22 protein-coding genes are annotated in these 25,100 nt (G+C 72.3%); 2 read left to right on the top strand and 20 right to left on the bottom strand.

From position 1 onward, the window contains the following. Positions 1 to 24 precede the first annotated feature (24 nt). Positions 25 to 705: an LON peptidase substrate-binding domain-containing protein gene (locus OG218_RS23870; protein WP_328295709.1), complete on the top strand. Its 681-nt coding sequence runs from the start codon at positions 25 to 27 to the stop codon at positions 703 to 705. A gap of 10 nt (positions 706 to 715) precedes the next feature. After that, positions 716 to 1,216 carry a Cys-tRNA(Pro) deacylase gene (gene ybaK / locus OG218_RS23865; protein WP_328295708.1) on the top strand — a complete coding sequence of 167 codons (501 nt, stop codon included), beginning with the start codon at positions 716 to 718 and terminating at the stop codon, positions 1,214 to 1,216. A 67-nt stretch (positions 1,217 to 1,283) separates the two neighbouring features. Here the strand turns inward: ybaK and OG218_RS23860 are convergent, their stop codons facing one another. The 20 genes from OG218_RS23860 to OG218_RS23765 form a co-directional block, all read right to left on the bottom strand. After that, positions 1,284 to 1,763 (bottom strand): hypothetical protein, encoded by a 480-nt coding sequence (locus tag OG218_RS23860; RefSeq protein WP_328295707.1) that lies wholly within the window; start codon positions 1,761 to 1,763, stop codon positions 1,284 to 1,286. Further along, a complete protein-coding gene (dnaE, locus tag OG218_RS23855) occupies positions 1,760 to 5,311 on the bottom strand; it encodes a DNA polymerase III subunit alpha (protein WP_328295706.1) in 3,552 nt (1,183 codons plus the stop codon). The genes OG218_RS23860 and dnaE overlap by 4 nt, the downstream gene beginning before the upstream one ends. A gap of 107 nt (positions 5,312 to 5,418) precedes the next feature. Further along, entirely contained in the window at positions 5,419 to 6,342 is a 924-nt protein-coding gene (locus OG218_RS23850; RefSeq protein ID WP_328295705.1) for an RluA family pseudouridine synthase, read from the bottom strand. Beyond that, positions 6,335 to 6,898 carry a signal peptidase II gene (gene lspA / locus OG218_RS23845; RefSeq protein WP_328295704.1) on the bottom strand — a complete coding sequence of 188 codons (564 nt, stop codon included), beginning with the start codon at positions 6,896 to 6,898 and terminating at the stop codon, positions 6,335 to 6,337. Before lspA ends, OG218_RS23850 begins: the two co-directional genes overlap by 8 nt. 84 nt (positions 6,899 to 6,982) lie before the next feature. After that, complete coding sequence (locus tag OG218_RS23840) at positions 6,983 to 7,456, bottom strand: TraR/DksA family transcriptional regulator (RefSeq protein WP_328295703.1); 474 nt, start codon at positions 7,454 to 7,456, stop codon at positions 6,983 to 6,985. 226 nt (positions 7,457 to 7,682) lie between these two features. After that, positions 7,683 to 8,366 carry a DivIVA domain-containing protein gene (locus OG218_RS23835; RefSeq protein ID WP_328295702.1) on the bottom strand — a complete coding sequence of 228 codons (684 nt, stop codon included), beginning with the start codon at positions 8,364 to 8,366 and terminating at the stop codon, positions 7,683 to 7,685. Positions 8,367 to 8,500: 134 nt separating this feature from the next. After that, positions 8,501 to 8,806 carry a YggT family protein gene (locus OG218_RS23830; RefSeq protein ID WP_328295701.1) on the bottom strand — a complete coding sequence of 102 codons (306 nt, stop codon included), beginning with the start codon at positions 8,804 to 8,806 and terminating at the stop codon, positions 8,501 to 8,503. Positions 8,807 to 8,847: 41 nt separating this feature from the next. Continuing rightward, complete coding sequence (locus tag OG218_RS23825) at positions 8,848 to 9,423, bottom strand: cell division protein SepF (RefSeq protein WP_328295700.1); 576 nt, start codon at positions 9,421 to 9,423, stop codon at positions 8,848 to 8,850. A 73-nt stretch (positions 9,424 to 9,496) separates the two neighbouring features. Further along, the gene (locus OG218_RS23820; protein WP_328295699.1) at positions 9,497 to 10,213 is read right to left on the bottom strand and encodes a YggS family pyridoxal phosphate-dependent enzyme; all 717 of its coding nucleotides are present in this window, start codon (positions 10,211 to 10,213) and stop codon (positions 9,497 to 9,499) included. Beyond that, positions 10,210 to 10,938 (bottom strand): peptidoglycan editing factor PgeF, encoded by a 729-nt coding sequence (gene pgeF, locus OG218_RS23815; protein WP_328295698.1) that lies wholly within the window; start codon positions 10,936 to 10,938, stop codon positions 10,210 to 10,212. Before pgeF ends, OG218_RS23820 begins: the two co-directional genes overlap by 4 nt. A gap of 15 nt (positions 10,939 to 10,953) precedes the next feature. After that, positions 10,954 to 12,405 (bottom strand): cell division protein FtsZ, encoded by a 1,452-nt coding sequence (gene ftsZ / locus OG218_RS23810; protein WP_328295697.1) that lies wholly within the window; start codon positions 12,403 to 12,405, stop codon positions 10,954 to 10,956. Positions 12,406 to 12,655: 250 nt separating this feature from the next. Further along, a complete protein-coding gene (locus OG218_RS23805; protein WP_328295696.1) occupies positions 12,656 to 13,609 on the bottom strand; it encodes a cell division protein FtsQ/DivIB in 954 nt (317 codons plus the stop codon). Beyond that, the gene (gene murC / locus OG218_RS23800) at positions 13,609 to 15,000 is read right to left on the bottom strand and encodes a UDP-N-acetylmuramate--L-alanine ligase (protein ID WP_328295695.1); all 1,392 of its coding nucleotides are present in this window, start codon (positions 14,998 to 15,000) and stop codon (positions 13,609 to 13,611) included. Before murC ends, OG218_RS23805 begins: the two co-directional genes overlap by 1 nt. Next, a complete protein-coding gene (murG, locus tag OG218_RS23795) occupies positions 14,997 to 16,085 on the bottom strand; it encodes an undecaprenyldiphospho-muramoylpentapeptide beta-N-acetylglucosaminyltransferase (RefSeq protein WP_328295694.1) in 1,089 nt (362 codons plus the stop codon). The genes murC and murG overlap by 4 nt, the downstream gene beginning before the upstream one ends. Next, the gene (gene ftsW, locus OG218_RS23790; RefSeq protein WP_328295693.1) at positions 16,086 to 17,411 is read right to left on the bottom strand and encodes a putative lipid II flippase FtsW; all 1,326 of its coding nucleotides are present in this window, start codon (positions 17,409 to 17,411) and stop codon (positions 16,086 to 16,088) included. Between the two features lies 1 nt (position 17,412). Beyond that, positions 17,413 to 18,981 (bottom strand): UDP-N-acetylmuramoyl-L-alanine--D-glutamate ligase, encoded by a 1,569-nt coding sequence (gene murD / locus OG218_RS23785; RefSeq protein ID WP_328295692.1) that lies wholly within the window; start codon positions 18,979 to 18,981, stop codon positions 17,413 to 17,415. Beyond that, a complete protein-coding gene (gene mraY, locus OG218_RS23780) occupies positions 18,978 to 20,069 on the bottom strand; it encodes a phospho-N-acetylmuramoyl-pentapeptide-transferase (protein WP_328295691.1) in 1,092 nt (363 codons plus the stop codon). The genes murD and mraY overlap by 4 nt, the downstream gene beginning before the upstream one ends. Next, a complete protein-coding gene (locus OG218_RS23775) occupies positions 20,066 to 21,541 on the bottom strand; it encodes a UDP-N-acetylmuramoyl-tripeptide--D-alanyl-D-alanine ligase (RefSeq protein WP_328295690.1) in 1,476 nt (491 codons plus the stop codon). The genes mraY and OG218_RS23775 overlap by 4 nt, the downstream gene beginning before the upstream one ends. After that, positions 21,538 to 23,106, bottom strand: coding sequence for a UDP-N-acetylmuramoyl-L-alanyl-D-glutamate--2,6-diaminopimelate ligase (locus OG218_RS23770; protein ID WP_328295689.1), 1,569 nt, complete (start codon positions 23,104 to 23,106; stop codon positions 21,538 to 21,540). Before OG218_RS23770 ends, OG218_RS23775 begins: the two co-directional genes overlap by 4 nt. Positions 23,107 to 23,188: 82 nt before the next feature. Continuing rightward, entirely contained in the window at positions 23,189 to 25,096 is a 1,908-nt protein-coding gene (locus OG218_RS23765) for a peptidoglycan D,D-transpeptidase FtsI family protein (RefSeq protein ID WP_328295688.1), read from the bottom strand. Between the last annotated feature and the right edge of the window lie 4 nt (positions 25,097 to 25,100).

Below are 25,100 nucleotides of genomic sequence, written 5' to 3'. Positions count from 1 at the left end.
GCGCGTGGGCCGTAGGGTGGCCGCGTGCCGCAACGTCTTCCGCTGTTCCCGCTGGGAAGCGTCCTCTTCCCCGGACTCGTGCTGCCCCTGAACGTCTTCGAACCCCGCTACCGGCTGCTCGTGCAGGACCTGGTGGCGGGCGCCGAGGACGAGGACGCCGTCCGCGGTTTCGGGGTCGTGGCGATCAAGGCGGGGCACGAGGTCGGCGAGGGCAACGCGCAGGCCCTGCACGAGGTGGGCTGCGTCGCCCTGCTGCGCGAGGTGACCGAGACCGAGGACGGCCGCTACGAGCTGGTCACCGTCGGCGCCAGCCGGTTCAAGGTCGTCGGGATCGACGAGTCCGCGGGGACGCCGTACCTGACGGGGCTCGTCGAGCCGTTCGGGGACGACGACACCGAGGACGACGAGGACGAGGGCGGTCTGCAGCTTCTCTCGGCGGCCGTCGCCCGCCGCTTCGAGGAGTACCGCGAGGTGCTGGACATCGGCGGCGCCGAGGCGCCGGAGGACCCGCGCGTCATGTCCTACCTGGTCGCGGCCGCGATGGTCCTGTCCCTGGACCAGCGCCAGGCCCTCCTCGAGGCACCCGACACCGCGACCCGGCTGCGCACCGAACTCGCCGTGCTGAAGCAGGAGATCGCGTTGGTCGAGACCTTCGGCGCGGTTCCCGCGACGGAGCTGCCGGACCTCCCCGCGAACCCCAACTGACTCCGGCGCCGTGGCCAGGAAGAACGCCGACTCCGGCACGCCCGCGCTCAGGCTGCTGAACGAGCGCGGAGTCGTACACACCCTGCACCCCTACGACCACGAGGCGCACGACGGTTTCGGGGACGAGGCCGTCCGTGCCCTGCAGGCCGCCGGGGTGGACGTCGACGAGCACCGGGTCTTCAAGACGCTGCTCGCCGACGTCGACGGCCGGCTGGTCTGCGCCGTGGTGCCCGTCGCCGGGATGCTGGACCTCAAGGCGCTCGCGAGCGCGGCCGGCGGCAAGAAGGCCGTCATGGCCGATCCGGGCCGGGCGCAGCGCAGCAGCGGCTACGTCGTCGGCGGGATCAGCCCGCTGGGGCAGAAGACCGCTCTGGCCACGTTCGTGGACGAGAGCGCGGAGTCGTACGAGACGGTCCTCATGAGCGCCGGACGGCGCGGGCTGCAGGTGGAGCTGGCTCCCGCGGACCTGGTGGCCGCGACGGCGGCGACGGTGGCCGCGATCAGCCGGTGAACGACGTCGACCCCGCACGGGGTGTCGACGAGCCCGTGGACGAGCGGGACACCGGTGAGGCTCGTCGTCAGGGTGTCCTGGTCCAGTCGAGCAGGGACTGGACCAACGTGGTCAGCGCCACGACGGCGGCGACGACGAAGGGCTGCACGAGCAGCGCGACCCACGCCTGCAGGGTGACGTGCGCGGCGTTCTCGGTGTTCGTGGGGGGCAGCGAGGTGGCGAGGCCGGCGGCCAGCAGGGCACCGGCGACGGCCCCGGCCAGCGCCGTCGCGAAGAGGACGAGGGGCCTCTCCCCGGCGCGGCGGACGACGACGATCCCGGCGGCCAGGCCGACGAGGCCGGTGAGGACGGAGAACACCCCGTCCCGGGCGATCGGGTACACCGACGTCGAGGTGACGACGGGCTCCCCCACCATCCACGTCGCCGGGTGGCGGGTGACGGCCCACCACACCACGCCGACCACGAGCCCCAGCACCGCCTGCCCGAAGAGCAGCACCAGCGGGAGGCGGCCCGACCGCTGCGCAGCACCGGGGAGGGTCGTGCTCACACCAGGCACGCCGGGCCGAGGAGTTGCTTGAGGTCACCGAACAACGCCGGGCTGGGCGTCACCCGCAGCGAGTCGTCGAGACGCATGAGCGTGCCGGCCCCGCCGCCGCTGCGGGTGAGGCGCAACCGGACCTCCGTGGACCCCTTGTGGGTCTCGAGGACCGTCTTGAGCTGCTCCACGACGGGCGCGGTGCACTTCGCGGTGGGCAGGGTGACCGTCACCGGAACCCCGTCCGTGCTGGAGATGTCGGGCACGGTGAGGCCGGAGGCGTAGATCGTGGGGACCTCGTCCCGACGGTTCAACCGGCCCTTCACGACGACGACGAGGTCCTCGGCGAGCAACTGCGCGACGTCCATGTAGGACTGGGGGAAGAACAGGCACTCGATGGCCCCGGCGAGGTCCTCGACGGTGACGATGGCCCAGTAGTTGCCCTGCTTGGTCGTCTTGCGCTGCAGGCCGGTGATCATCCCCGCGATGGTGATCTGCGACCCGTCGGGACGGGACTCGTCCTCCAGCAGGGACGAGATGGACATGTCGGAGGCATTGGCCAGCAACCGCTCCAGCCCGAAGAGGGGGTGGTCGGAGACGTAGAGGCCGAGCATCTGCCGTTCGTGGGCGAGGAGTTCGGCCTTCTCCCACTCGGGGATGTCGGGGATCTCGACCTGGAACCCGCTGGCCCCGTCGTCGTCACCGCCGAGCCCGGCGAAGAGGTCGAACTGGCCGATGGCCTCGTTGCGCTTGACTCCGACGACGGCGTCCACGGCGTCCTCGTGCGTGGCGACCAGCGCGCGACGGACGTGGCCGAGGGAGTCGAAGGACCCGGCCTTGATGAGGGACTCGATGGTCCGCTTGTTGCAGACGACCGCGGGGACCTTGGTGAGGAAGTCGGTGAACGACTCGAAGCGGCCCTTCGCCTGGCGGGCCTCGACGATCCCGTCGACGACGTTGGCGCCGACGTTGCGGATCGCGGTGAGCCCGAAGCGGATGTCGGTACCGACCGCGGTGAAGTTCGCGCTCGACTCGTTGACGTCCGGCGGGAGCACCTGGATGCCCATGCGACGGCACTCGTTGAGGTACAGCGCCGACTTGTCCTTGTCGTCGCGCACCGAGGTGAGGACGGCGGCCATGTACTCCGCCGGGTAGTTGGCCTTGAGGTAGCCCGTCCAGTAGGAGACCAGGCCGTAGGCCGCCGAGTGCGCCTTGTTGAAGGCGTAGTCGGAGAACGGGACCAGGATGTCCCAGAGCGCCTTGACGCACTCCGTGGAGAACCCGTTGTCCAGCATCCCCTTCTCGAAGCCGACGTACTCGGCGTCGAGGACCTCGCGCTTCTTCTTGCCCATCGCGCGGCGCAGCAGGTCGGCGCTGCCGAGGGAGTACCCGGCGACCTTCTGCGCGATCGACATGACCTGCTCCTGGTACACGATCAGGCCGTAGGTCGTGCCGAGGATCTCCTTGAGGGGTTCCTCGAGCTCGGGGTGGATCGGGGTGATCGGCTCCTGGCCGTTCTTGCGCCGGGCGTAGGCGGTGTGCGAGCCCGCCCCCATCGGTCCCGGGCGGTACAGCGCACCGACGGCGGAGATGTCCTCGAAGTTGTCGGGGCGCATGAGGCGCAGCAGCGAGCGCATCGGGCCGCCGTCGAACTGGAACACCCCGAGCGTGTCGCCACGGCCGAGCAGTTCGAACGTCGCCGGGTCGTCGAGCTCGAGGGCGTCGAGGTCGACGGGGTCCTTGCCGTTGGCGATGACGTTCTTCAACGCGTCGTCGAGGATCGTGAGGTTGCGCAGGCCGAGGAAGTCCATCTTGACCAGCCCGAGCGTCTCGCACGTCGGGTAGTCGAACTGGGTGATGATCGCGCCGTCGGCTTCGCGCTTCATGATCGGGATCAGGTCGATCAAGGGGTCCGAGGACATGATGACGCCGGCCGCGTGCACGCCCCACTGGCGCTTCAGACCCTCGAGACCACGCGCGGTGTCGACGACCTTCACGACCTCGGGGTCGGACTTGTAGAGCTCGCGGAACTCCCCCGCCTCGGAGTACCGCTTGTGGTTGGGGTCGAAGATCCCGGCCAGCGGGATGTCCTTGCCCATCACGGCCGGCGGCATCGTCTTGGTGATCCGGTCGCCCATGGAGAAGGGGAACCCGAGGACGCGCGAGGAGTCCTTGACGGCCTGCTTGGCCTTGATCGTGCCGTAGGTGACGATCTGCGCGACGCGGTCGGTGCCGTACTTCTCGACGACGTACTGGATGACCTCACCGCGGCGACGTTCGTCGAAGTCGACGTCGAAGTCGGGCATGGACATGCGCTCGGGGTTGAGGAAGCGCTCGAAGAACAGACCGTGGCGCAACGGGTCCAGGTCGGTGATCCCCATGGCGTACGCGGCCATCGACCCCGCGCCCGAGCCACGGCCCGGCCCGACCCGGATGCCGTTCTCCTTGGACCAGTTGATGAAGTCGGCGACGACGAGGAAGTACCCGGGGTACCCCTTGGAGACGATGACCTCGATCTCGTACTCCGCCTGCGCGCGGACGTCGTCGGGGATGCCGCCCGGGTAGCGGTGCGCCAGCCCGGTCCAGACCTCCTTGATGAACCAGCTCTCCTCGTTCTCCCCCTCGGGGCAGGGGAAGCGCGGCATGTAGGCACCGGTCGACTCGGTGAAGGAGACGTCGCAGCGCTCGGCGATGAGGAGGGTGTTGTCGCAGGCCTCGGGGTGGTCGCGCCACACGTGGCGCATCTCCGCGGGGCTCTTGAGGTAGAACTCGTCGGCGTCGAACTTGAAGCGCTTCGGGTCGGCCAGCGTCGAGCCGGACTGCACGCAGAGCAGCGCCTCGTGCGCCTTGAAGTCCTCGGCCTTGGTGTAGTGCAGGTCGTTGGTGGCCAGCAGCGGCAGGTCGAGGTCCTTCGCGAGCTTCAGCAGGTCGTCCTGGACGCGGCGCTCGATGTCGAGGCCGTGGTCCATCAGCTCGCAGAAGAAGTTGTCCTTGCCGAAGATGTCGCGGTACTCCGCGGCGGCCTTGCGGGCCTCGTCGTACTGACCGAGCCGCAACCGGGTCTGGACCTCACCCGAGGGGCATCCCGTCGTCGCGATGAGCCCGGAGGAGTACTTCGAGAGCAGCTCGCGGTCCATGCGGGGCTTGTAGAGGAAGCCCTCGAGGCTGGCCAGGCTGCTCATCTTGAAGAGGTTGTGCATGCCGGCGGTGTTCTCGGCCAGCATCGTCATGTGGGTGTAGGACCCGGCACCGGAGACGTCGTCGCCGGAGCGGCCGTTGGGGTCGCCCCACTTCACGCGGGTCTTGTCCTGGCGGGCGGTGCCCGGCGTGAGGTAGGCCTCGACCCCGATGATCGCCTTGACCCCGTGCTTCTTGGCGGTCTTCCAGAAGTCGTAGGCGCCGAAGACGAAGCCGTGGTCGGTCGTCGCGACCGCCGGCATCCCCATCTCCGCGGCGGTGCGGAACAGGTCGTCCACCTTGGCCGCACCGTCCAGCATCGAGTACTCGGTGTGGACGTGCAGGTGGGCGAAGGAGTCGCCGCTGGACGAACCGGATGCCATGGGGGTGCGCCTCCAGGTGGGTCGGCCGGCCGGGTGGGCGCCTGGCCGTGCCTGTCGATGGTAAGTGCCGGCCCGGACACGGACCCGACCCGACACACGTCCGCGCCTCAGTCGGCGAGGCGCTCCAGGGCGGTGGCCAGGTCGAGCGGGTAGCTGCTCGTGAACTCGACGGGCCGGCCCGTCCCCGGGTGCTCGAAACCGAGCCGGACGGCGTGCAGCCACTGGCGCTGCAGGCCGAGACGGGCCGCGAGCGTCGGGTCGGCGCCGTAGCTCATGTCCCCGACGCAGGGGTGGCGCAGCGCGGAGAAGTGAACACGGATCTGGTGGGTGCGCCCCGTCTCCAGGTGCACCTCGCAGAGCGCGGCGGAACGGAAGGCCTCCATCACCTCGTAGTGGGTGACGGACGGTTTGCCCTCGGCCATGACCGCGAACTTGTAGGTCCCCCCGGGGTGGCGACCGATGGGGGCGTCGATGGTGCCGCGCAACGGGTCGGGGTGGCCCTGGACGAGCGCGTGGTAGACCTTCTCGACCGTCCGCTCCTTGAAGGCGCGCTTCAGGGCGGAGTAGGCGTGCTCGCTCTTGGCGACCACCATCAGACCCGACGTGCCGACGTCGAGGCGGTGCACGACCCCTTGGCGTTCCGCCGATCCCGACGTGGCGATGGTGTACCCCGCGCCCATCAGCCCGCCGACGACGGTCGGGCCGGTCCAGCCGGGGCTGGGGTGGGCCGCCACCCCGACGGGCTTGTCGACGACGACGAGGTCGTCGTCGTCGTGCACGATGGTCAGCCCGTCGATCACCTCGGCCACGGCGGTCGGTGCGCCGACCGGGTCGGGCACCTCGACCTCGAGCCAGGACCCGGCGGTGAGGCGGTCGGACTTGCCGACGGCGCGGCCGTCGAGCAGGACCCCACCGGTGGCCGCGATCTCGGCGGCGCGGGTGCGGGAGAACCCGAGGAGTCGGGACAGGCCCGCGTCGACGCGCTCCCCCTCGAGACCGTCGGGGACCGGGAGACTGCGCTGTTCAGGCATCGTTCGCCGCTTTCTCGGGGCGCGTCTCGCGGGTGCCGTCGAGGCCCACCCCGCGGATCGCGAGGATGGCGATGAGGACGGCCGCGACGCAGATGCTCGAGTCCGCGACGTTGAAGATCGGCCAGTGCGGCAGCTGCAGGAAGTCCACGACGTGCCCGCGGGCGAACCCGGGTTCGCGCAGCAGCCGGTCGGCGAGGTTGCCGGTGGCGCCGGCGAGCAGGAAGCCGAAGGCCAGGGCCCAGGCGGTGCTGCGCAGCTTGCGGGACAACCGCACGACCACGACGACGACCGCCGCGGCGAGGACGGTGAAGATCCAGGTGCTGCCGGTGGCGAAGCTGAACGCCGCTCCGGGGTTGCGGATCAGGTGGAACTGCAACACCTTGCCGACGAAGGGCTGCACCACACCGGGTTCGAGGTTCGCGACGGCGAGGACCTTGGTGACCTGGTCGAGGGCGAAGACGACCACCCAGACGAGGAAGGTCCACAGCGTGCGGCGGGGGCGCCGGGCGTCGGTCCCCGGGGGGGACGGCTCCGGGGATCGAGAGGCATCGGTCATGGCGACCTCAGTCTCCCACGCCCCGCTCCCCCTCCCGGTCCGCGATCCCGCCGGTCGCCCGGCCGGCTCACGGACCGGGGAGGCTCAGCGGCGTTCGGCGCGGGACTTGCAGGTCATGCACTGGGTGACGCGCGGGAAGGCCTGCAGGCGCGCCTTGCCCACGGGGCCGCTGCAGGACTCGCACACGCCGAAGACCCCCGAACCCATGCGGACCAGTGCGCGCTGGGTCTGCTCGAGCAGGTCACGGGCGTTGTTGGCGATCGTCATCTCGTGCTCGCGACCGGCCGTGGTGGCACCGTGGTCGACCTGGTCGTCGCCGGCCCCCTCGCCGCCGGAACGGACCAGCGCGGAGAAGGACGAGTTGGCGTCGTCGAGCTGGTGGGTGAGGCGGTCGATCTCGCTCTGGAGTTCCGCGCGGACCTCGTCGAGCTCGGCCGGGGTCCAGGCCTCCTCGGAGTCCTTGACCGGCAACTCACGCACCGCAGCGGCGCGGACGGCCCGTCCGGTGATCCCCGTGGACGCTCCCGCGGTCGCGGTTCCTGCAGACACCCCGTGCATGGTGGTCCCCCCTCGTCGAGCGCGGCGGCCGTTGCCGCGTGCGGGAGACACTAGGGACTATCACCCTCCGTAAGCAACCGGAAACGGAAAGTCGCCGAAATTCGACTGTTCGGCCGGTCCGGACGGTGATCACGGAGTGTCACGACATCGGAACGACGCGGGAACGACGACAGCCGCCGACCCCCGGGTCACGGGGAGCGGCGGCTGTCGGGCCGGTGCGACTGGGTCAGCGGATGACCGCGTCGTCGGGAACGACGCGCGCGACACGACGCAGGTCCTCGAGCTGGGTCGCGATGAACTGCTCGAGCTGCTCGCGGTAGGTCGTCTCCCGGCCGTGCAGCTCGTGGATGACGCCTTCGAGGGCGTGCTTGCGGCCCTCGAGCTCACCCAGCGTGCGGTCGCGGCGGGCTTCCGCCTCGGACACGACCTGCTGGGCCTGCTCCTGGGCGGAGGCGACGAGCGCGTCGCGCTGCGACTCGCCCTCACGGACGTACTCGTCGTGCAGACGCTGCGCGAGGGCGATGACCCCGGCGGCACGCGCAGTGGCGTCCTCACCCGGGGCACCAGGCTGGACGGTGGCCGCAGCGGTCTCCTGGACGGCCTGGACGGGCTCGGGCTCCGGGAGCGGTTCCGGCTCCGGGGCCGCGACGGGCTCCGGCTCCTTCTCGAACACGACCTCGGACGCCGGCGCGGGGACCTCCGCGGCCTGGGCACCCGCCCGCGTCAGCTCGGAGACCCGGGCCTGGCACTGGTTGAGCTGACCGCGCAGCTCGGCGTTCTCGCCGTTGAGCCGGCGCAGCTCGGCGACGACCTCGTCGAGGAAGTCGTCGACCTCGTCCTGGGCGTAGCCCTCGCGTACCCGCGTGGGGTTGAAACGCTTCTCGACGACTTCTTCGGGAGTGAGCGGCATCTCCACACCTCTGCTGATGGACCGCCCCGGACGGACGGCTGACCTCGGTCAACGGTAGCCCACGTGATCGTCGGGACCCCGCCGGTGGTGCGGCCGGGCCCACGTGCGGCCCCGCCGGTCACCCGCGCGGGAGGTCAGGACAACGCGGCGGTCCTCGCCAGGCCCTCGAAGGTGGGCATCAGGATCGAGCACAGGATGGCCAGCACCAGGAAGGCCAGGTCCAGCTGCACGGCGCCGAGACGCAGCGGCGGCAGGATCCGCCGCAGCAGCTTCAGCGGCGGGTCGGTCACCGTGTACACGGCCTCCGCCCCCACCAGCACCGGCCCCCGCGGACGCCACTCCCGCGAGAGCGCCTGGACCCAGTCGAGGACCAACCTGCCGATGAGGCAGATGAAGAAGATCAGGACGATGAACTCGGCGAGCTTGAAGACCACGGCCACGGATTCATCCTGCCTGATGGCGCTGTGTGGTCACGACCAGTTCAGGACTGGTTGAAGAAGGTTCGCTCGGTCGGGCGTTCCTCCTCCTGGGAGGCGACCTCGACGTTGGCCGGCGAGAGCAGGAAGACCTTGTTGGTCACACGCTCTATCGCGCCGTGGAGGCCGAAGACCAGACCGGCCGAGAAGTCGACCAGCCGCTTGGCGTCGGAGTCGTCCATGTCGGTGAGGTTCATGATCACGGGGACGCCCTCGCGGAACGACTCGCCGATGGTCTTGGCCTCGTTGTAGGTCCGCGGGTGGATCGTGGTGATCCGGTGCAGCTCGGCGACGGACGAGGACGACGTCTGGGGAACCACGTGGGCCACCTGCTTCCTGATCGGGGTCACCTGGGCCGTGGTCGTCGAAGGGCTGGGCCGACGTTCGACGGACAGGTCCGGTCGCGGCTCGTGCCGGACCTCGGGTCGGGCTTCCTGCCGCGACTCGTGCCGGGACTCGGTGCGCACCTCACGGGCGGGCTCGGTCCGGGGACGTGACTGTTCCACCTCGCCGTCCTCGGCGTAGCGGTCGTCCTCCGCGAGGCCGAGGTAGACCATCGCATTGCGCAGCGCGCCGGCCATCGCAGGCTCCTCGGGATGTGCTCGATCTCGTCCTGTGTCGTGCGTCCGGCCAAGGGACCGGACACGAGGGACGCTACCGCCCAGGAGGGCGCGATCCCAGGATGGCACTGCCGACACGCAGGTGTGTCGCGCCGGCGGCCACGGCCTGCTCGAGGTCACCGCTCATCCCCGCCGAGAGCTCGACCGCCCCGGGGTGGTGCCCGCGCAGGCGCTGCGCGGTCCGGGCCAGCACCTCGAAGGCGGCACCCGGGTCCACCCCCAGCGGCGCCACGGCCATCAACCCGCGCAGGCGCAGGGCGTCGTGCCCGGCCACCGCGTCGGCGACGCGGAACACGTCCTCACCCGCGGCGCCCCCGCGACCGGTGTCCCCGGTGAGCCCGAGAGCGGTGGCGAGGTCCACCTGCACGAAGCAACCGAGCTCACGGTCCTCCTGCGCCGCAGCGTGTCCGAGCGCGTCAGCGAGCTTGGTCCGGTCCACCGAGTGGACGGAGTCGACGTAGCGGGCGACCGAACGCGCCTTGTTGCTCTGCAGCTGGCCGACGAAGTGCCAGTGCAGGTCGGGGAACTCCGGCGCCAGTTCAGCGGCCTTCGCCGACGCCTCCTGGTCGCGGTTCTCCCCCACGTCGCGCACCCCGAGGTGGGCCAGCGCGCGGACGTCGGCGGCCGGGAAGAACTTCGTGATGACGACGAGGGTGAGTCCGGCGGGACCGCGTCCGGCGGCGCGCGCCGCGGCCGCGATCCGGTCCCGAACCGCATCGAGGTTCGAGGAGAGTTCCTGGTCGCGGTTCACCGGAGCACCACGACGCCCCCGCTGCGGCCGGTCCGGCCGTCGCGCCGGTAGGAGAACAGGTCGTCGTGCTCGTAGGTGCAGCGCCCGACCGACGTCGCCACGACCCCGAGGTCGTGCAGTTGCGCGAGCACGCCGGCGGCCACGTCGACGGCGGGGGTCCCCCACCGGGTGCGCGCGCGGGCGGCCGGGACCCGCTCCGCGACGTCGTCGGCCATCTGCTGCGGGACCTCGTAGCAGCCGCCGCAGATGGAGGGGCCGAGGACCGCGGTGATGGCGGTGGCTCCGCGTGCGCGCAGAGCGGCGACGACGGCGGGGACGACCCCGGCGAGCAGGCCCGGGCGGCCGGCGTGCGCGACGCCCACGAGTCCCGCCGCGGGGTCGGCCAGCAGGACGGGGACGCAGTCGGCGACGACGACGGTCAGGGCGAGACCGCGGACGGAGGTCACGAGGGCGTCGGCACGGGGGGTCCCCGTCGCCGGGGCGCTCGTCACCTCGACGACGTCGGCCCCGTGGACCTGCTCACCCACGACGAGACGGGTGGCGCCCACGACGCGGCGCACCGCGTCCCGGTGCGCGGCGACCACGTCGGGATCGTCACCGACGTGGTCCCCGAGGTTCAGACCGTCGTAGGGCGCACGGCCGGAGCCGCCCGCACGGGTGGTGAACCCACCGTGGACGCCGACCGGGAGGCCGGCGTCCACGAGGGGGACGTGCTGTTCAACCACGGGGACGCCCGGACCTCACTTGAGGAAGTCGGGCACGTCCAGGTCGTCCTCCTCGGGACGCGGACGTCCCGGACGACGCACGGACGCGGTGTCCTGCGGCAGTTCGATGATCCGCGGGACCTGGACCGGGTCCTCGCCGGGCACGACCTGCGGCGCCTGCTGGGCCGCGGGCTGCTGCTGGGGCGCGTGCTGCGCCGGCTGCTGGCCGTACTGCGAGGGGGCGTACTGCGGCTGGGAGTACTGCGAGGGTGCGTACTCCTGCTGGCCGTAGGGACGCGACGGAGCCTGCGCGTAGGCGGGCTGCGCCGGGGCCTGCGGCTGCTGGGCGGGCGGCTGCTGGGCTGGCTGCTGCTGGACGGGCTGCTGCGCCGGGGGCTGCTGCTCGGAGTACTGCGGCTGGGCAGGGGCCACCGGTGCACCCCAGGTGTCCGGACGCGTGGTGCGCGGCGGGACGGCGCTGCCCTGCTGCGGACGACCCGAGACCTGGCCGAGCGCACGCTCGTCGCGGCGACGGACGGGGGTGCCGGAGTCGAAGCCCGCGGCGATGACCGTGACGCGCACCTCGTCACCGAGGGCGTCGTCGATGACCGCACCGAAGATGATGTTGGCCTCGGGGTGCGCGGCCTCCTGGACGAGGCGGGCGGCCTCGTTGATCTCGTAGAGACCGAGGTCGGAACCACCCTGGATGGACAGCAGCACGCCGTGCGCGCCGTCGATGCTCGCCTCGAGCAGCGGGGAGGAGATCGCCGACTCCGCCGCCTGGATGGCGCGGTCGTCGCCCCGGGCCGAACCGATCCCCATGAGGGCCGAACCAGCCCCCTGCATGACCGACTTCACGTCGGCGAAGTCGAGGTTGATGAGACCCGGCGTGGTGATGAGGTCGGTGATGCCCTGGACACCGGAGAGCAGCACCTGGTCGGCCGAGCGGAAGGCGTCGAGGATGCTGACCTGCTTGTCGGAGATCGACAGCAGCCGGTCGTTCGGGATGACGATCAGGGTGTCGACCTCGTCGCGGAGTTCCGCGATGCCGCTCTCGGCCGAGTTCGCGCGGCGGCGACCCTCGAACGTGAACGGGCGGGTGACGACACCGATGGTCAGGGCGCCGAGCGAGCGCGCGATGCGGGCCACGACGGGCGCGCCACCGGTACCGGTGCCACCGCCCTCGCCCGCGGTGACGAAGACCATGTCGGCGCCCTTGAGCACCTCTTCGATCTCCTCCGCGTGGTCCTCGGCGGCCTTGCGGCCGACCTCGGGGTCGGCACCGGCGCCGAGCCCGCGCGTGAGTTCACGGCCGACGTCGAGCTTGACGTCGGCGTCGGACATGAGGAGCGCCTGCGCATCGGTGTTGACGGCGATGAACTCGACGCCCTTGAGGCCGACCTCGATCATCCGGTTGACCGCGTTCACACCGCCGCCGCCGACGCCGACGACCTTGATGACCGCTAGGTAGTTCTGCGGAGCTGCCACGGTGAGTGCCTCTCGCCTCTTTCGCCTGGGTTCTTGCTTCTCGGGGCTGTGGTGCCAACCCTGACCCTCAAGTAGAGGGTCAACGTTATGTCACTTCTGCTGGGTGGTGACCGTAGGGAGCGAAGCGGGTGAACTGCAACAGCTGGCACGGCGTGTCGCGACAACACCCTGGACGGATCTGGGATCAGGGGCACATATGACTCAGTGTGATCAGCGAACTACACCTGGTGGAGGGGTGGCGGAGCCCGCATCAGGGGGTGACGGCCGGCGCGTCGGGCGCCGAGACGTCGAGGACCTTCGCCCCCGCCGCCGTCGGGTCCTGCAGCAGCCGGAGCAGGACCTCGGCCTTGCGCTCGGGCCGGCTGTCGTCACCCCAGACGACCTCCGGGCCGTCGATCAGCCGGAACCGGACCGCGTCCGGCGTCGTCGCCGAGATCGACGCCACCTTGGAACGGACCGCGGTGGACAACGTCGAGTTCACCGCGATGGCAGCCTGGAGGGAGTCGTTGCCGGCGCTCGCCACGTCGACGTCCACCGTCGGGACACCGGTCGGTGCCGCGTCCTCGTGGACGAGGACGGTGCCCCCACCGTCGACGAGGTCGACTCCCCCACCGGTCGAGGGGACGGCCGCGACGGCCTGCCGCTCGTGCACCGTGACGAGCAGCGTGGAGGGCCACGAACGGGTCACGTCGGTGCTCTCCACCAGCGGCAGCGAGGACACGTCGGACGCGAGCGCCCGGGTGTTCACCCGGGCCAGGGCCCGCCCCTGCTGGCCGTCCACGACGGCCTGCACCGCGGCCAGGTCGGTCCGCTCGGTCCCGGTGATCCGGACCTGGTCGACGCGCAACCACGGAGACCCGAAGACCGCCCACAGACCGGCGACGAGGACCACCACGAGACCGACCAGGACACCGATCGCGCGTCGACCGGGACGGCGGCGGCGGGCGCGACGGGCTCCCGCGAGGTCGGCCACCCGTGGTCGTTGCTGACCGGCCGGGCGTCCGGGGGCCGCAGCGGCCCCCTCCACCGGACGCGGACGGGCCACCGCGGGCTTCCGCGGGGCGTGCGCCGGGGCCTGGGCGGCCGCACGCACCGCGCGACGTCGCTGCGGGGCGCCGCTCGTCCGGGGCGCCTCGACGTCGCGCGGTGCCGGGGCGGGCGGGGACGACGGGGGCCGGCGGGGACGGGTCGGACGCGCGGGCATCAGCGGGCCGCCAGCAGGGCGAGGACCTCGGGTCCGAGCGTGGTGACGTCGCCGGCGCCGACGGTCAGGAGCAGGTCGCCGGCGCGGACGGTGCCGGCCAGGACCTCGGCCGCGGCGGAGCGGTCCGGCAGGAACCGCACGTGCCCGGGCGGCAGCGGGACGGCGTCGGCCACCGACGCTCCCGTGACGTCGGGATCGGGGTCCTCCCGCGCGACGTAGACGTCGAGGACGACGACCTCGTCGGCCAGGCCGAGGGCGCGGCCGAACTCCGTCGCGAAGGTGCGCGTGCGGCTCACCAGGTGCGGCTGGAAGACCACGACGACCCGGCCGTCCCCGGCCACCGGGCGCGCGGCGCGCAGCAGCGCCTCGACCTCGGTGGGGTGGTGGGAGTAGTCGTCGACCACGCGCACGCCCGCGGCCTCGCCCTTGAGCTCGAAGCGGCGCCGGGCCCCGCCGAAGCGGGCCAGCCCCTCGAGGACGGGCACCGGGTCGGCGCCGAGCTCGAGCGCGGCGCAGTAGGCGGCGGTCGCGTTGAGCAGGTTGTGGTGGCCGGGCACGACGAGGCGCAGCTCGCGCCGCTCGGCCCCGTCGAGCAGGACCGCCGAGGGCGCGACCCCCGGGCGGACGTCCTCGAGCCGCACGTCGGCGGTGCCGGCCGTCCCGTAGGTCCGGACCCGGACCCCCCGGGCCCGCGCGTGCTCGACGAGCGCGGCGGACCCGGCGTCGTCGGCGCAGGCGACGAGCAGGCCACCGGGCAGCAGCCGGGCCACGAACTCCTCGAAGGCCGTGGCGTAGGCCTCGGCGGTGCCGTAGTGGTCCAGGTGGTCGGGTTCGACGTTCGTCACGACGTCGACGACGGGGGCGTAGGCGCGGAACGACCCGTCGGACTCGTCGGCCTCGGCGACGAAGGGACCCGAACCGTCCCGGGCGCCGCCGTCGCTGCCCCCGGTGAGTTCGCCCCCGATGGCGTAGGACGGGTCCAACCCGGCGGCGGAGAGGGCGACACCGAGCATCGAGGAGGTCGTCGTCTTGCCGTGGGTCCCCGCGACGGCGACCCCGGCGCGGCCGACCATCAGGGCCGCCAGCGCCTCGGAGCGGTGCAGCACCCGCAGACCCCGTTCCCGGGCCGCCACGAGTTCGGGGTTGCCCGTCCGGACCGCGGAGCTGACCACGAGGGTGTCCCCGGTGCCGAGGTCGCCCAGGTTCGCCGGGTCGTGCCCGACGAAGGTCGCGATCCCCAGCTCCCGCAACCGCTCCAGCGTCTCCGAGGCGGCCGAGTCGGTCCCGGAGACCTCGACCCCGCGACCGCGCAGCAACCGGGCGATCCCGGACATGCCGACCCCGCCGATCCCCAGCAGGTGCACCCGGCCCAGGTCCTCGAGCCCGCTCACCGGGCCACCGCCTCGATGAGGTCGGCGAGCTTCTCGTCACCGTCGTGGATCCCGAACCCCGCCGCCGCCGCGGCCGCCGCGGCCAGCGCCTGCGGGTCGGTGACCAGCGGGAGGACGCGCTCGCGCACGAACGTCGCGTCGAGGTCGGCGTCGGCCACGAGGACGCCGCCGCCGGCCGCGACGACGGACTCGGCGTTGCGGCGCTGTTCGCCGTTGCCGATGGGCAGGGGGACGTACACACCCGGCAACCCGACCGCGGTGAGCTCGCTGACGGTGCCGGCGCCGCTGCGGCAGGCGACGAGGTCCGCCGCCGCGTAGGCCGTGTCCATGCCGTCGAGGTAGTCGCGGACGACGTAGCGGTCCTCGTCGGCGCCGACGGCCAGCGGGACCTGCTTGCCCCGCCCGGAGGCGTGCAGCACCTGGACGCCGGCCGCGGTGAGCTCCGCGGCGCAGGCCCCGAAGACCTCGTTGAGCCGCTGCGCGCCCAGCGAACCGCCCGTGACCAGCAACGTCGGCGCGTCGGGGTCGAGGCCGAGCTCGACGCGGGCCGCCCGCTTCAGCGCCGACCGGTCGCTCGACCGGGCCAGGGCGGTGATCTCCGAACGCAGCGGCATCCCGGTGTGCACGGCGTGCGGCAACGGCGTGCCGGGGAACGTCACGGCCACGCTCTTCGCCCAGCGGGCGCCGAGGCGGTTCGCGATGCCCGGCAACGCGTTCTGCTCGTGGACCACGACGGGGATCCCCGCCCGGCGGGCCGCGAGGTAGGCCGGCGTCGCGACGTAGCCGCCGAACCCCACGACGACGTCGGCCTCGACGTCCTCGAGGGCCGTCCGCGCCGCGGCGACGGCGGCGCGCAACCTGCCGGGCAACCGCAGCAGGTCGGCGGAGGGCTTGCGGGGCAACGGCACCCGGGGGACGACGGCGAGCGCGTACCCGCGTTGCGGGACGAGGCGGGCCTCGATCCCCTCGGCGGTGCCGAGCACCAGCAGACGCGAGGACGCGTCCCGGGCGCGCAGGCGGTCGGCGGTGGCGAGCAACGGGGCCACGTGGCCCGTCGTGCCCCCGCCGGCGAGCAGGACGTTCACTCAGGAACCCTTCGTCGTGCGCGTGCGCTGGGTCGGGGTCCGGCGCGGCAGCACGGCCAGCGAACGGGCGACCACCGACTCCCGGGTCCGGATGGCTTCGGGCGCACCGGGTTCGGCCCGCGCGAAGGAGAGCAGGATGCCCATCCCGAGGAGCGTCAGCACCAGGGCCGAACCACCCGCCGAGATGAAGGGCAGCGGAACGCCGATGACCGGCAGCAGGCTGAGCACCACGGCCACGTTCAACGTCGCCTGGCCCAGGATCCAGGCGGCGAAACCGGCGACGGCGAGCTTGGCGTAGAAGTTCCCCGAACGTCGGACCAGGCGGAGGGTGACCAGGGCGAGCACCCCGAAGAGCGCGAGGATCGTGAGCGTCCCGGGCAGGCCGAGTTCCTCACCGATGATCGCGAAGATGAAGTCGTTGTGGGCCTCGGGCAGCCAGGACCACTTCTCGCGGCTGGCCCCCAGACCGAGACCCCACCACCCGCCGGAGGCGAGGGCGTACTTGCCCTGCACGGGCTGCCAGGACAGTCCCTGGGTGTCGGCCGTGCCGACGAGCCAGTCCTTGACGCGACCGACCCGGTTCTCGCTGGTCACGACCAGCAACGTCGCCAGCAGGGCCCCACCCGCACCGGCGAGGGCGAACCACTTCGCCGGGACGCCGGCCACCCAGAGCATGACGGCCACGATGACCATCATGATCAGCGCGGTCCCGAGGTCCTTGGTGAGCAGCACGATCCCGACCGTGAGCCCGACGGGGAGCAGCATGGCGCCAACCAGCTTCCCCGGCTCACCCAGCTGTTCCCGCCGTCGGGAGAGGGCGAGGGCGAGGGCGAGCACCAGCGCGACCTTGGCGGCCTCCGAGGGCTGGGCGGTGAAGGACCCGACGTGGATCCAGTTCCGGTTGCCGCCCACGGACTTGCCCAGACCGGGGACGAAGACCAGCAGCTGGAGGAACGCGGACGCGAACAGGGCGGGCAGCGCGAGCCGCTGCCAGAGCCGGGCCGGGACCCGGCTCGCGATCATCAGGACCACGGCCCCGAGGACGGCGAACGTCGCCTGGTTGCGGAAGTAGTAGTAGGGGGTGCCCTTCTCGGTCAGCGACTCGACGCTGGAACTCGAGAGCACCATGACGAGTCCGATGACGACGAGCATCGCCGTGGTCCCGAGCAGCACGTGGTGGGTCGCCAACGGCGACTCCAGCAACCGGACCCGGTCCCGGACCCACTCCCCCGTCGCGTCCAGCCAGACGGGACGACGCCAGTTCGGCGCGCGCTTCCCGGCCGACGGCGGTTTCGGGCGGGTGCGTTCCTGTCCCGTGACCGCCACGTCAGGAACCCTGGGGGAACCGTCGGGTCACGGCGGCGGCGAACTCGTCGCCGCGGTGGCCGTAGGAGCGGAACTGGTCCCAGGAGGCGCAGGCCGGGGCGAGCAGCACGGTGTCGCCGGGCTGCGCGAGTTCGGCGGCGCGGGCCACCACGGCATCCATCAGGTCGCTCACCTCGCCAGTCTGCGGGAGGTCCACCTCGACCACCGGGACCTCGGGCGCGTGTCGTCGCAGCGCGTCGGCCATCAGCGCACGGTCCGCTCCCAGCAGGACCGCGCCCCGCATCCGGGACCCGTGGGTGGTCACCAGGTCGTCGAAGGACCCGCCCTTGGCGTCCCCGCCGGCGATCCAGACGACGCTCTCGAACGTCCCCAGCGAGGCGTTCGCGGCGTGGGGGTTGGTGGCCTTGGAATCGTCGACCCAGCGGACCTCACCCGTCGCGGCGTTCGGCGCCGCGACGGTCGCGACCCGGTGCGGCGCAGGGCGGAACGCCCGGACACCGTCGCGCACGGCGATCTGCGGGACGCCCGCCGCCCGGACCAGCGCAGCGGCGGCGAGGACGTTCTCGACCGTGTGCGGGGGGACGGGTTCGCTCGAGCCCTCCGGCCGCAGGTCGGCGAGGGAGCAGAGTTCCGCGGCGTTGTCCCGGCGCTGCTCGACGAACGCGCGGTCGCAGAGGACGTCTTCGACCAGCCCGAGCATCGACAGTCCCGGGACCGCGCGGGTGAAACCGATGGCCCGGGCGCCCTCGACGACGTCGGCCTCGCGGACGAGGTCCTCGGTCACCGGGTCGGCGACGTTGTAGACGCAGGCCACCTCGGTATTCTGGTAGATCCGGCCCTTGGCGAGCGTGTAGGCCCCCATCGACCCGTGCCAGTCGAGGTGGTCCGGGGCGACGTTGAGGACGGCGGCCGCCAGCGGGCGGACGGAGTTCTCCACGTCGGTGGACAGCCAGTGCAGCTGGTAGCTGGAGAGCTCCACGGCGAGGAACTCGAAACCGTGCGGGTGGCGCAGGGCCTCGACCAGCGGGGTCCCGACGTTGCCCGCGCTGGTGGCCCGCAGGCCGGCGGCGCGGAGCATCTCCGCGGCCATCTCGACCACGGTCGTCTTGCCGTTCGTGCCCGTCAGCGTCAGCCACGGCGCGGCGCCCGTCTCGGGACGCATCCGCCAGGCGAGTTCGACGTCGCCCCAGACGGGGACCCCGGCCCGGGCGGCGCCCACGAGGAGTTCGGCGTCGGGGTGCCAGCCGGGCGAGGTCACGACGAGGTCGTAGGCGTCCCACGGCTGCGGCGGGGTGACGACGTGCTCGGGTCCCAGCAGCACGGTCGCGCCGAGGACCTCGAGCAGGCGGGCCTTCTCCTGCTGGGTCTCCCCGGTCGCGGAGTCCACCACGGCGACCTCGGCCCCCACCTCGAGGAGCGCGTCGGCCGCGGCGAAACCGGAGATCCCGATGCCGGTGACCAGGGTGCGCAGGCCGGACCAGCGGGAGGTCAGGTGGCGCAGTTCGCGCACGCGGTCGGTGTCGTCGGCGCGCGGGTTGGGGTTGCCCAGCCAGCTCTCGAACACGGTCATCCGCCCGTCACCCACTGCGCGTAGAAGACCCCGAGGCCGAGGGAGACGAACAACCCGGCGATGATCCAGAACCGGATGACGATGGTGACCTCACCCCAGCCCGCCAACTCGAAGTGGTGCTGCAACGGGGCCATCCGGAAGATGCGTTTCCTGGTCAGCTTGAACCCCCCGACCTGCAGGATCACCGACAGCGTGATGATGACGAACAACCCGCCCAGCAGGACCAGCAGGATCTGGGTGCGGGACAGGATCGCCAGCCCGGCCAGGGCACCGCCGAGGGCCAGGGACCCGGTGTCGCCCATGAAGATCTTCGCGGGGCTGGCGTTCCACCACAGGAACCCGAAGCAGGCACCCATCACCGCGGCCGCGACGACGGCGAGGTCGCGCGGGTCGCGCACCTCGTAGCAGCGGGCCTCGACCTCGCGCAGCGTGTAGCAGCTCTGGTTGGACTGGAAGGTGCAGATGAGGACGTAGGCGGCGAGCACCATCGTCGTCGCCCCGGTCGCGAGGCCGTCGAGACCGTCGGTGAGGTTCACGCCGTTGCTCACCGCCGAGGTGATGACCAGCGCCCAGAGGACGAAGAGGATCGTCCCGCCGACGGCCCCGAACACGGCGAGGTCCAGGGAGGTGTCGCGCAGGATCGAGATGTGCGTCGACGCCGGGGTGGCGCCGCCGCGCGAGGCCGCCGGGAACTGCAGGGCCAGGACGGCGAAGACGATCCCGACGATCCCCTGGCCGGCGAGCTTCGCCCGGGCCGTCAGCCCGAGGCTGCGCTGCTTGGAGATCTTGAGGAAGTCGTCGAGGAAACCGACGATCCCCAGCCCGGTCATGAGCAGGAGGACGAGCAACCCCGACGCCGTCGGGGTCCACCCCGTGAACAGGTGCGCCGCCCCGTAGGCCAGCAGCGCGGCCAGGATGATGACGGCACCGCCCATGGTGGGGGTACCGCGTTTGGTGTGGTGACTCGTCGGGCCGTCGTCACGGACGAACTGTCCGTAGCCGCGCTTGACGAGCCAGCGGATGTAGAGCGGCGTCCCGAAGAGGGAGACGACGAGCGAGAACGCTCCCGCGATGAGGACGGTCCTCACGAGTTCGACGCCTCCGTAGCTTGCGTGCTGTCCGTAGTGCTGGTGGGGGTGCTGATGAGGGTGGTCGCGAGCCGGGCGAGGCCGGCTCCGTTCGAGGACTTCACGAGGACGACGTCGCCGGGACGCAGCCGTGGCCGCAGGAACTCCAGCGCGTCGTCGACGTCGGTGGCGAACGCCGCCTCCTCCCCCCAGGAACCCTCCATGACGGCTCCCGTGTAGATCGGGCGGGCACCGGCCCCCACGACCAGCAGCTGGTCGACGTCGAGGCGGACGACGAGGCGCCCGATCACGTCGTGCTCGTCGCGCGAGGCCGGGCCGAGTTCGAGCATCTCGCCCAGGACGGCCCAGGTGCGCCGCGTTCCCGAGGGGGTCGTGGCCATGCCGACCAGCGCCTTCAGCGCGGCCCGCACCGAGTCGGGGTTGGCGTTGTAGGCGTCGTGGACGACGGTGACCCCGTCGGCCCGTTCGACGACCTGCATGCGGCCCGGGCTGAGGTCCTCCGCGGTGGACAGCGAGGCCGCCACCTCGGTCAGGGCCCGGCCCGTCCCGAGGGCCACGGCCGCCGCGGCCAGGGCGTTGGTGACCTGGTGCTCGCCGTGCAACCGCAGCGTGACGGGGGCATCGGCGCCGGCGTGCTGCAGGGTGAACCGCGCCCGTGCTCGGTCGTCGAGCTCGACGTCCACCGCGCGGACGTCGGCGCCCGGGCTGCGACCGAAGGTGAGGACGCGGGCCCGGGTCCGCGACGCCATCGCGGCGACGCGGTCGTCGTCGGCGTTCAGCACCGCGAGATCGTCGGCGGTCAGCGCCTCGACGAGTTCGCCCTTGGCCAGCGCCGTCGCCTCGAGGGAGCCGAACTCCCCCGCGTGCGCGGACCCGACGACCAGTTCGACGCCGACGTCGGGCGGGGCGATGGCGCAGAGGGTGGCGATGTGACCGATGCCGCGGGCGCCCATCTCCACCACCAGCGACGCCGTCGCCTCGTCGGCGCGGAGCACGGTCAGGGGCGCACCGATCTCGTTGTTGAAGCTGCCGACGGGGGCCACGACGGGACCGCCGGGCGCGAGGACGTGCGCGAGCAGGTCCTTGGTCGTGGTCTTGCCCTGGCTGCCGGTGACGCCGACGACGAGGGGGCCGGTCACTCCGGCGTGTGGTGGTCTGGCGCGCAGCCGGTCGAGCACGCCCCGGGCGAGCCTCCCCAGCGCCGCGACCGCGTCGTCGACGACGACCAGTGCGGCGGCCGGGTCGAGGTCGACCGCGCGTTCGCCCAGCACCACGCCCGCCCCGGCGGCCACGGCCGCGGCGGCGAAGTCGTGACCGTCGACCCGCTCCCCGGGCAGCGCGACGAACAGGGACCCGGGGACGGCGGCCCGGGAGTCGATGACGACCGGTCCGGTCACCTCGGTGGACCCGGTGCCGGCGAGGAGGCGGCCTCCGGTGAGTTCCGCCACCTCCGCCGCGGTCAGCGCGATCACGACACACCCCCTGGTAGGGCCGCGGACCTGCTCCGCCGCCACTGCTGCAACGCCGCCCCGGCGACCGCCCGGTCGTCGAAGGGCGTCACGCCTCCCGCGCTCTCCTGACCCGTCTCGTGGCCCTTGCCCGCGAGCAGCACGGTGTCCCCCGGTCCGGTGCAGCGCTCGAGGGCGGCCGCGATGGCGTCGGCGCGGTCGGCGACCTCGACGACCTCGGCGGGCCCGGAACCCGCCCCGGCGAGCACGGCGGCGCGGATCGCCGCGGCGTCCTCGGAGCGGGGGTTGTCGTCGGTGACCACGGCGACGTCGGCGAGGGCGGCGACGGCGGCCCCCATCAACGGCCGCTTGCCGCGGTCGCGGTCCCCGCCGGCACCGAAGACGGCGACGAGGCGGCCCGGGGTGATCTCCCGCAACGCCCGGAGCACCCGCTCGAGCGCGTCGGGGGTGTGGGCGTAGTCGACGACGACGAGCGGGGCGTCCTCGTCGGCCGGGACGGGCTGCATCCGACCGGGGACGCCGTCCGCCGCGGCCAGCCCCGCCACGACCTCGGCGGGGGCCAGCCCGAGCTGCAGCGCGGCCACGACGGCCAGGGCCGCGTTCGCGACGTTGAAGTCCCCCGGCAGCGGGCAGACCAGGTCCAGGACGACGTCGCCCCGGCTGAGTCGGAACGAGCTGGAGGCCCGGCCGACGTCGACCCGGGAGACCAGCCAGTCGGTCCCGGCCGTCCCGACCGTCGTGACGGGGACGCTCGCGCGTGCGGCCAGCTGCAGACCCCACCGGTCCTCGTCCGCGGCGTCGACCCAGACGACCCCGGTCCGGGCGTGGGCGGGGGTGAAGAGCAGGGCCTTGGCGGCGAAGTAGTCGGCCATCGACCCGTGGAAGTCCAGGTGGTCCTGGGACAGGTTGGTGAACAGCGCGACGTCCACGACGAGTCCGTCGACGCGGTGCTGGGCCAGGGCGTGGCTGGAGACCTCCAGCGCGCAGCCCTGCACCCCCGCCGCGACCATCCGGGCGAGCAGCGCGTGCAGGTCCGGCGCCTCGGGGGTGGTGCGCACGCTCTCGACGCGTTCACCGGCGATGCGGGTCTCCACCGTCCCCAGCAGGCCCGTGGTCCAGCCCACCGAGCGCAGCAGCGACTCGACCAGGTAGGCGGTGGTGGTCTTGCCGTTCGTGCCGGTGACGCCGACGGTGCGCAGGCGGTCGCCGGGGCGGCCGAAGATGCGGGCCGCGAGGTCACCGAGGACCGCGCGGGGCTCGTCCACGACGAGGACCGGCAGACCGGCGGTGGTGACGAGACCGGCCCCGTCGGGATCGGTGAGGGCGGCGACGGCCCCCGCGGCGGCGGCCTGCGCGGCGAAGGCGGCACCGTGGACGTTGGCGCCGGGCAAGGCCGCGTAGAGGTCACCCGCGCCGACCCGACGGGAGTCGAGGGTCACCCCGGTCACCGGGGGTCCGGGAGGGGTCGTGCGACCGCCGACGAGCGAGGTACCGAGGACCTGCGCGACGTCCGAGAGGTTCAGCGGGCCGCGGGCGCCGAGGGCGTCCGGGCCGTCGTTCAACGGCACGGTGGGAGGCTACCCGTCCTCGTGGGGGCGCCCGTACCGCTCGGCCTGCGTGTCCCGTTCCCGGTGCGTTCCGGTCGGCGGTTCACTGCGCCCCCGTGCTGTCCGCGACGGCACCCTGACTGATCTCGGCCTCGGCGCCCTGGTCACCGCCCCAGGTCAGCGGGAGGTCCGCGGCGGGTTCCGCGGAAGGCGTCACCCCGCGCTGCAACAGGGCGTAGGACATGACGTCCTTGAACACGGGGCCAGCGGCCGAACCACCGTAGTAGTTCGTCTTGGGGTCCTGCAGGATCACCGCGACGACCAGTTCCGGGTCGTCGGCCGGGGCCAGTCCGATGAACGACGCGGTGTAGCCGGAGTAGCGGCCGAGGTCCTGGTCGTAGCGCGAGGCGGTACCGGTCTTGCCCGCGACGAGGTAACCCGGGATCGCCGCGGCGGCGGCGGTCCCCTCCTCGCTGACCACGGCTTGCATCATGTCTCGCAACGTCTTCGCCGTCGCGGGGCTCACCACCTCGGAGGAATCGCCGGCCGCTCCAGCCACGTAGTTCCCGTTCGGGTCCGACGTCCCGGCGATCAGCGTCGGTTCGATGCGGACCCCGTCGTTGGCGATGGTCGCGAACACCGAGGCCGCCTGGACCGCGTTGACAGACATCCCCTGGCCGAACATGACGGTGAAGCGCTGGGTCCCCGAGTAGTCCTCGGGTTTGGCCACGATGCCGGCGGTCTCCCCGGGGAAGTTCAACGTGGTCTTGCTGCCGAAGCCGAAGGCCCGCTGGTACTCGTAGATCTTCTCGGCCTTCATCTTCTCGCCGGCCATGATCGTGCCGATGTTGCTGGACTGGGCGAGGATCCCGGCGAGGGTGAGCTTCTCGTCCCCGTGGGGGTGGGAGTCGTGGAACACCTTGTCCGAGCGCTTCAGCTCGCCGGGGACGGTGAAGGGGCTGTCCTCGGAGAACACCCTCTCCTCCAGGACCGCGGCCAGGGTGACGACCTTCGCCGTCGAGCCCGGTTCGAACGCCTCGGTCAGCGCCGTGTTCAGCAGCTGGTCGTTGGTGAAGCGGGTCATGTTGGTGGGGTCGATGCTCGGGGCGCTGGCCAGGGCGAGCAGCCGCTGCTGCTTGTCCATGATGACGACGGTTCCGGAGATCGCACCGGTCTCCGCGACCTTGGCCACGATCGCCGACTGCGCCTTCCACTGCAGGTCGGAGTCGATGGTCAGGTGCAGCGAGGTGCCGTCGACGGGTTCGACGGTCTCCCTGTCCCCCAACGGGATCTCCTGACCGCCGAGGCTGCGCTCGTACTTCATCGAGCCGTCCGTGCCGGTGAGCAGGGTGTTCTTCGCCAGCTCGAGACCGCCGAGGGGGTAGTCGCTGACGACCCCCGTCTCCTCGTCCGTGACGGGCGTGCCGAGCACCCCGACCAGCGTGGAGGAGGCCGATCCCGTCGGGTAGATCCGCTGGGTCTGACGCTTGGAGGTGATGCCGCTGACCCCCGCGTCCGCGACCTGCTGCCACAACTCTGGCGTGATGCCGACGGCGACGACGGCGTACTGGTCCTTGGGCCGCTTCTTGGTGAGCTTCGTGGTGAGGGTCTGCTCGTCGATCCCCAGGATCGGCGCCAGCAGCGCGGCCGCGCCGGAGGGTCCCTGGCCGAGGGACTCCTTGTACTTCGACCCGTCGGTCTGGTTGGTGTTGAACGTCTCGATCGTCGACGGGTCGGCGATCACGTCCCGCCGTTCGACCGAGGTCGCGAGGACCACGCCCTTGTCGTCGAGGATGTCCCCGCGCTTGGCGTAGAGCTTCGTCTTCGACGTCCGCTGCTTGAGGGCGTCCTCGGCCAGGGACGACGCGTCGGCCCCCTGCAGCTGGACGAGGCGACCACCGAGGACCGTCAGCCCGAACAGGACGCCGACGCTGTAGACGCGCATCCGCATGTCGGGACGTGGCGCGCCGTCGCCGGAGCCGTGGGAGCGGTTGCGACGGAGTCGGGACACGCGG

Source organism: Kineococcus sp. NBC_00420 (assembly GCF_036021035.1).
In the GTDB taxonomy this organism is placed as follows: domain Bacteria; phylum Actinomycetota; class Actinomycetes; order Actinomycetales; family Kineococcaceae; genus Kineococcus.
The sequence above is the reverse complement of the archived record's forward strand: the minus strand, read 5'-3'. Positions and strand labels throughout refer to the sequence as shown.

What these genes read in the sequence shown, in the direction of transcription:
- murD (WP_328295692.1), bottom strand. Translation starts at nt 18,981, where the DNA reads ATGACCGTGTTCGAGAGCTGGCTGGGCAACCCCAACCCGCGCGCCGAC.
- OG218_RS23840 (WP_328295703.1), bottom strand. Translation starts at nt 7,456, where the DNA reads ATGCACGGGGTGTCTGCAGGAACCGCGACCGCGGGAGCGTCCACGGGG.
- OG218_RS23805 (WP_328295696.1), bottom strand. Translation starts at nt 13,609, where the DNA reads ATGCCCGCGCGTCCGACCCGTCCCCGCCGGCCCCCGTCGTCCCCGCCC.
- OG218_RS23825 (WP_328295700.1), bottom strand. Translation starts at nt 9,423, where the DNA reads ATGGCCGGCGCGCTGCGCAATGCGATGGTCTACCTCGGCCTCGCGGAG.
- OG218_RS23835 (WP_328295702.1), bottom strand. Translation starts at nt 8,366, where the DNA reads ATGCCGCTCACTCCCGAAGAAGTCGTCGAGAAGCGTTTCAACCCCACG.
- lspA (WP_328295704.1), bottom strand. Translation starts at nt 6,898, where the DNA reads ATGACCGATGCCTCTCGATCCCCGGAGCCGTCCCCCCCGGGGACCGAC.
- dnaE (WP_328295706.1), bottom strand. Translation starts at nt 5,311, where the DNA reads ATGGCATCCGGTTCGTCCAGCGGCGACTCCTTCGCCCACCTGCACGTC.
- OG218_RS23850 (WP_328295705.1), bottom strand. Translation starts at nt 6,342, where the DNA reads ATGCCTGAACAGCGCAGTCTCCCGGTCCCCGACGGTCTCGAGGGGGAG.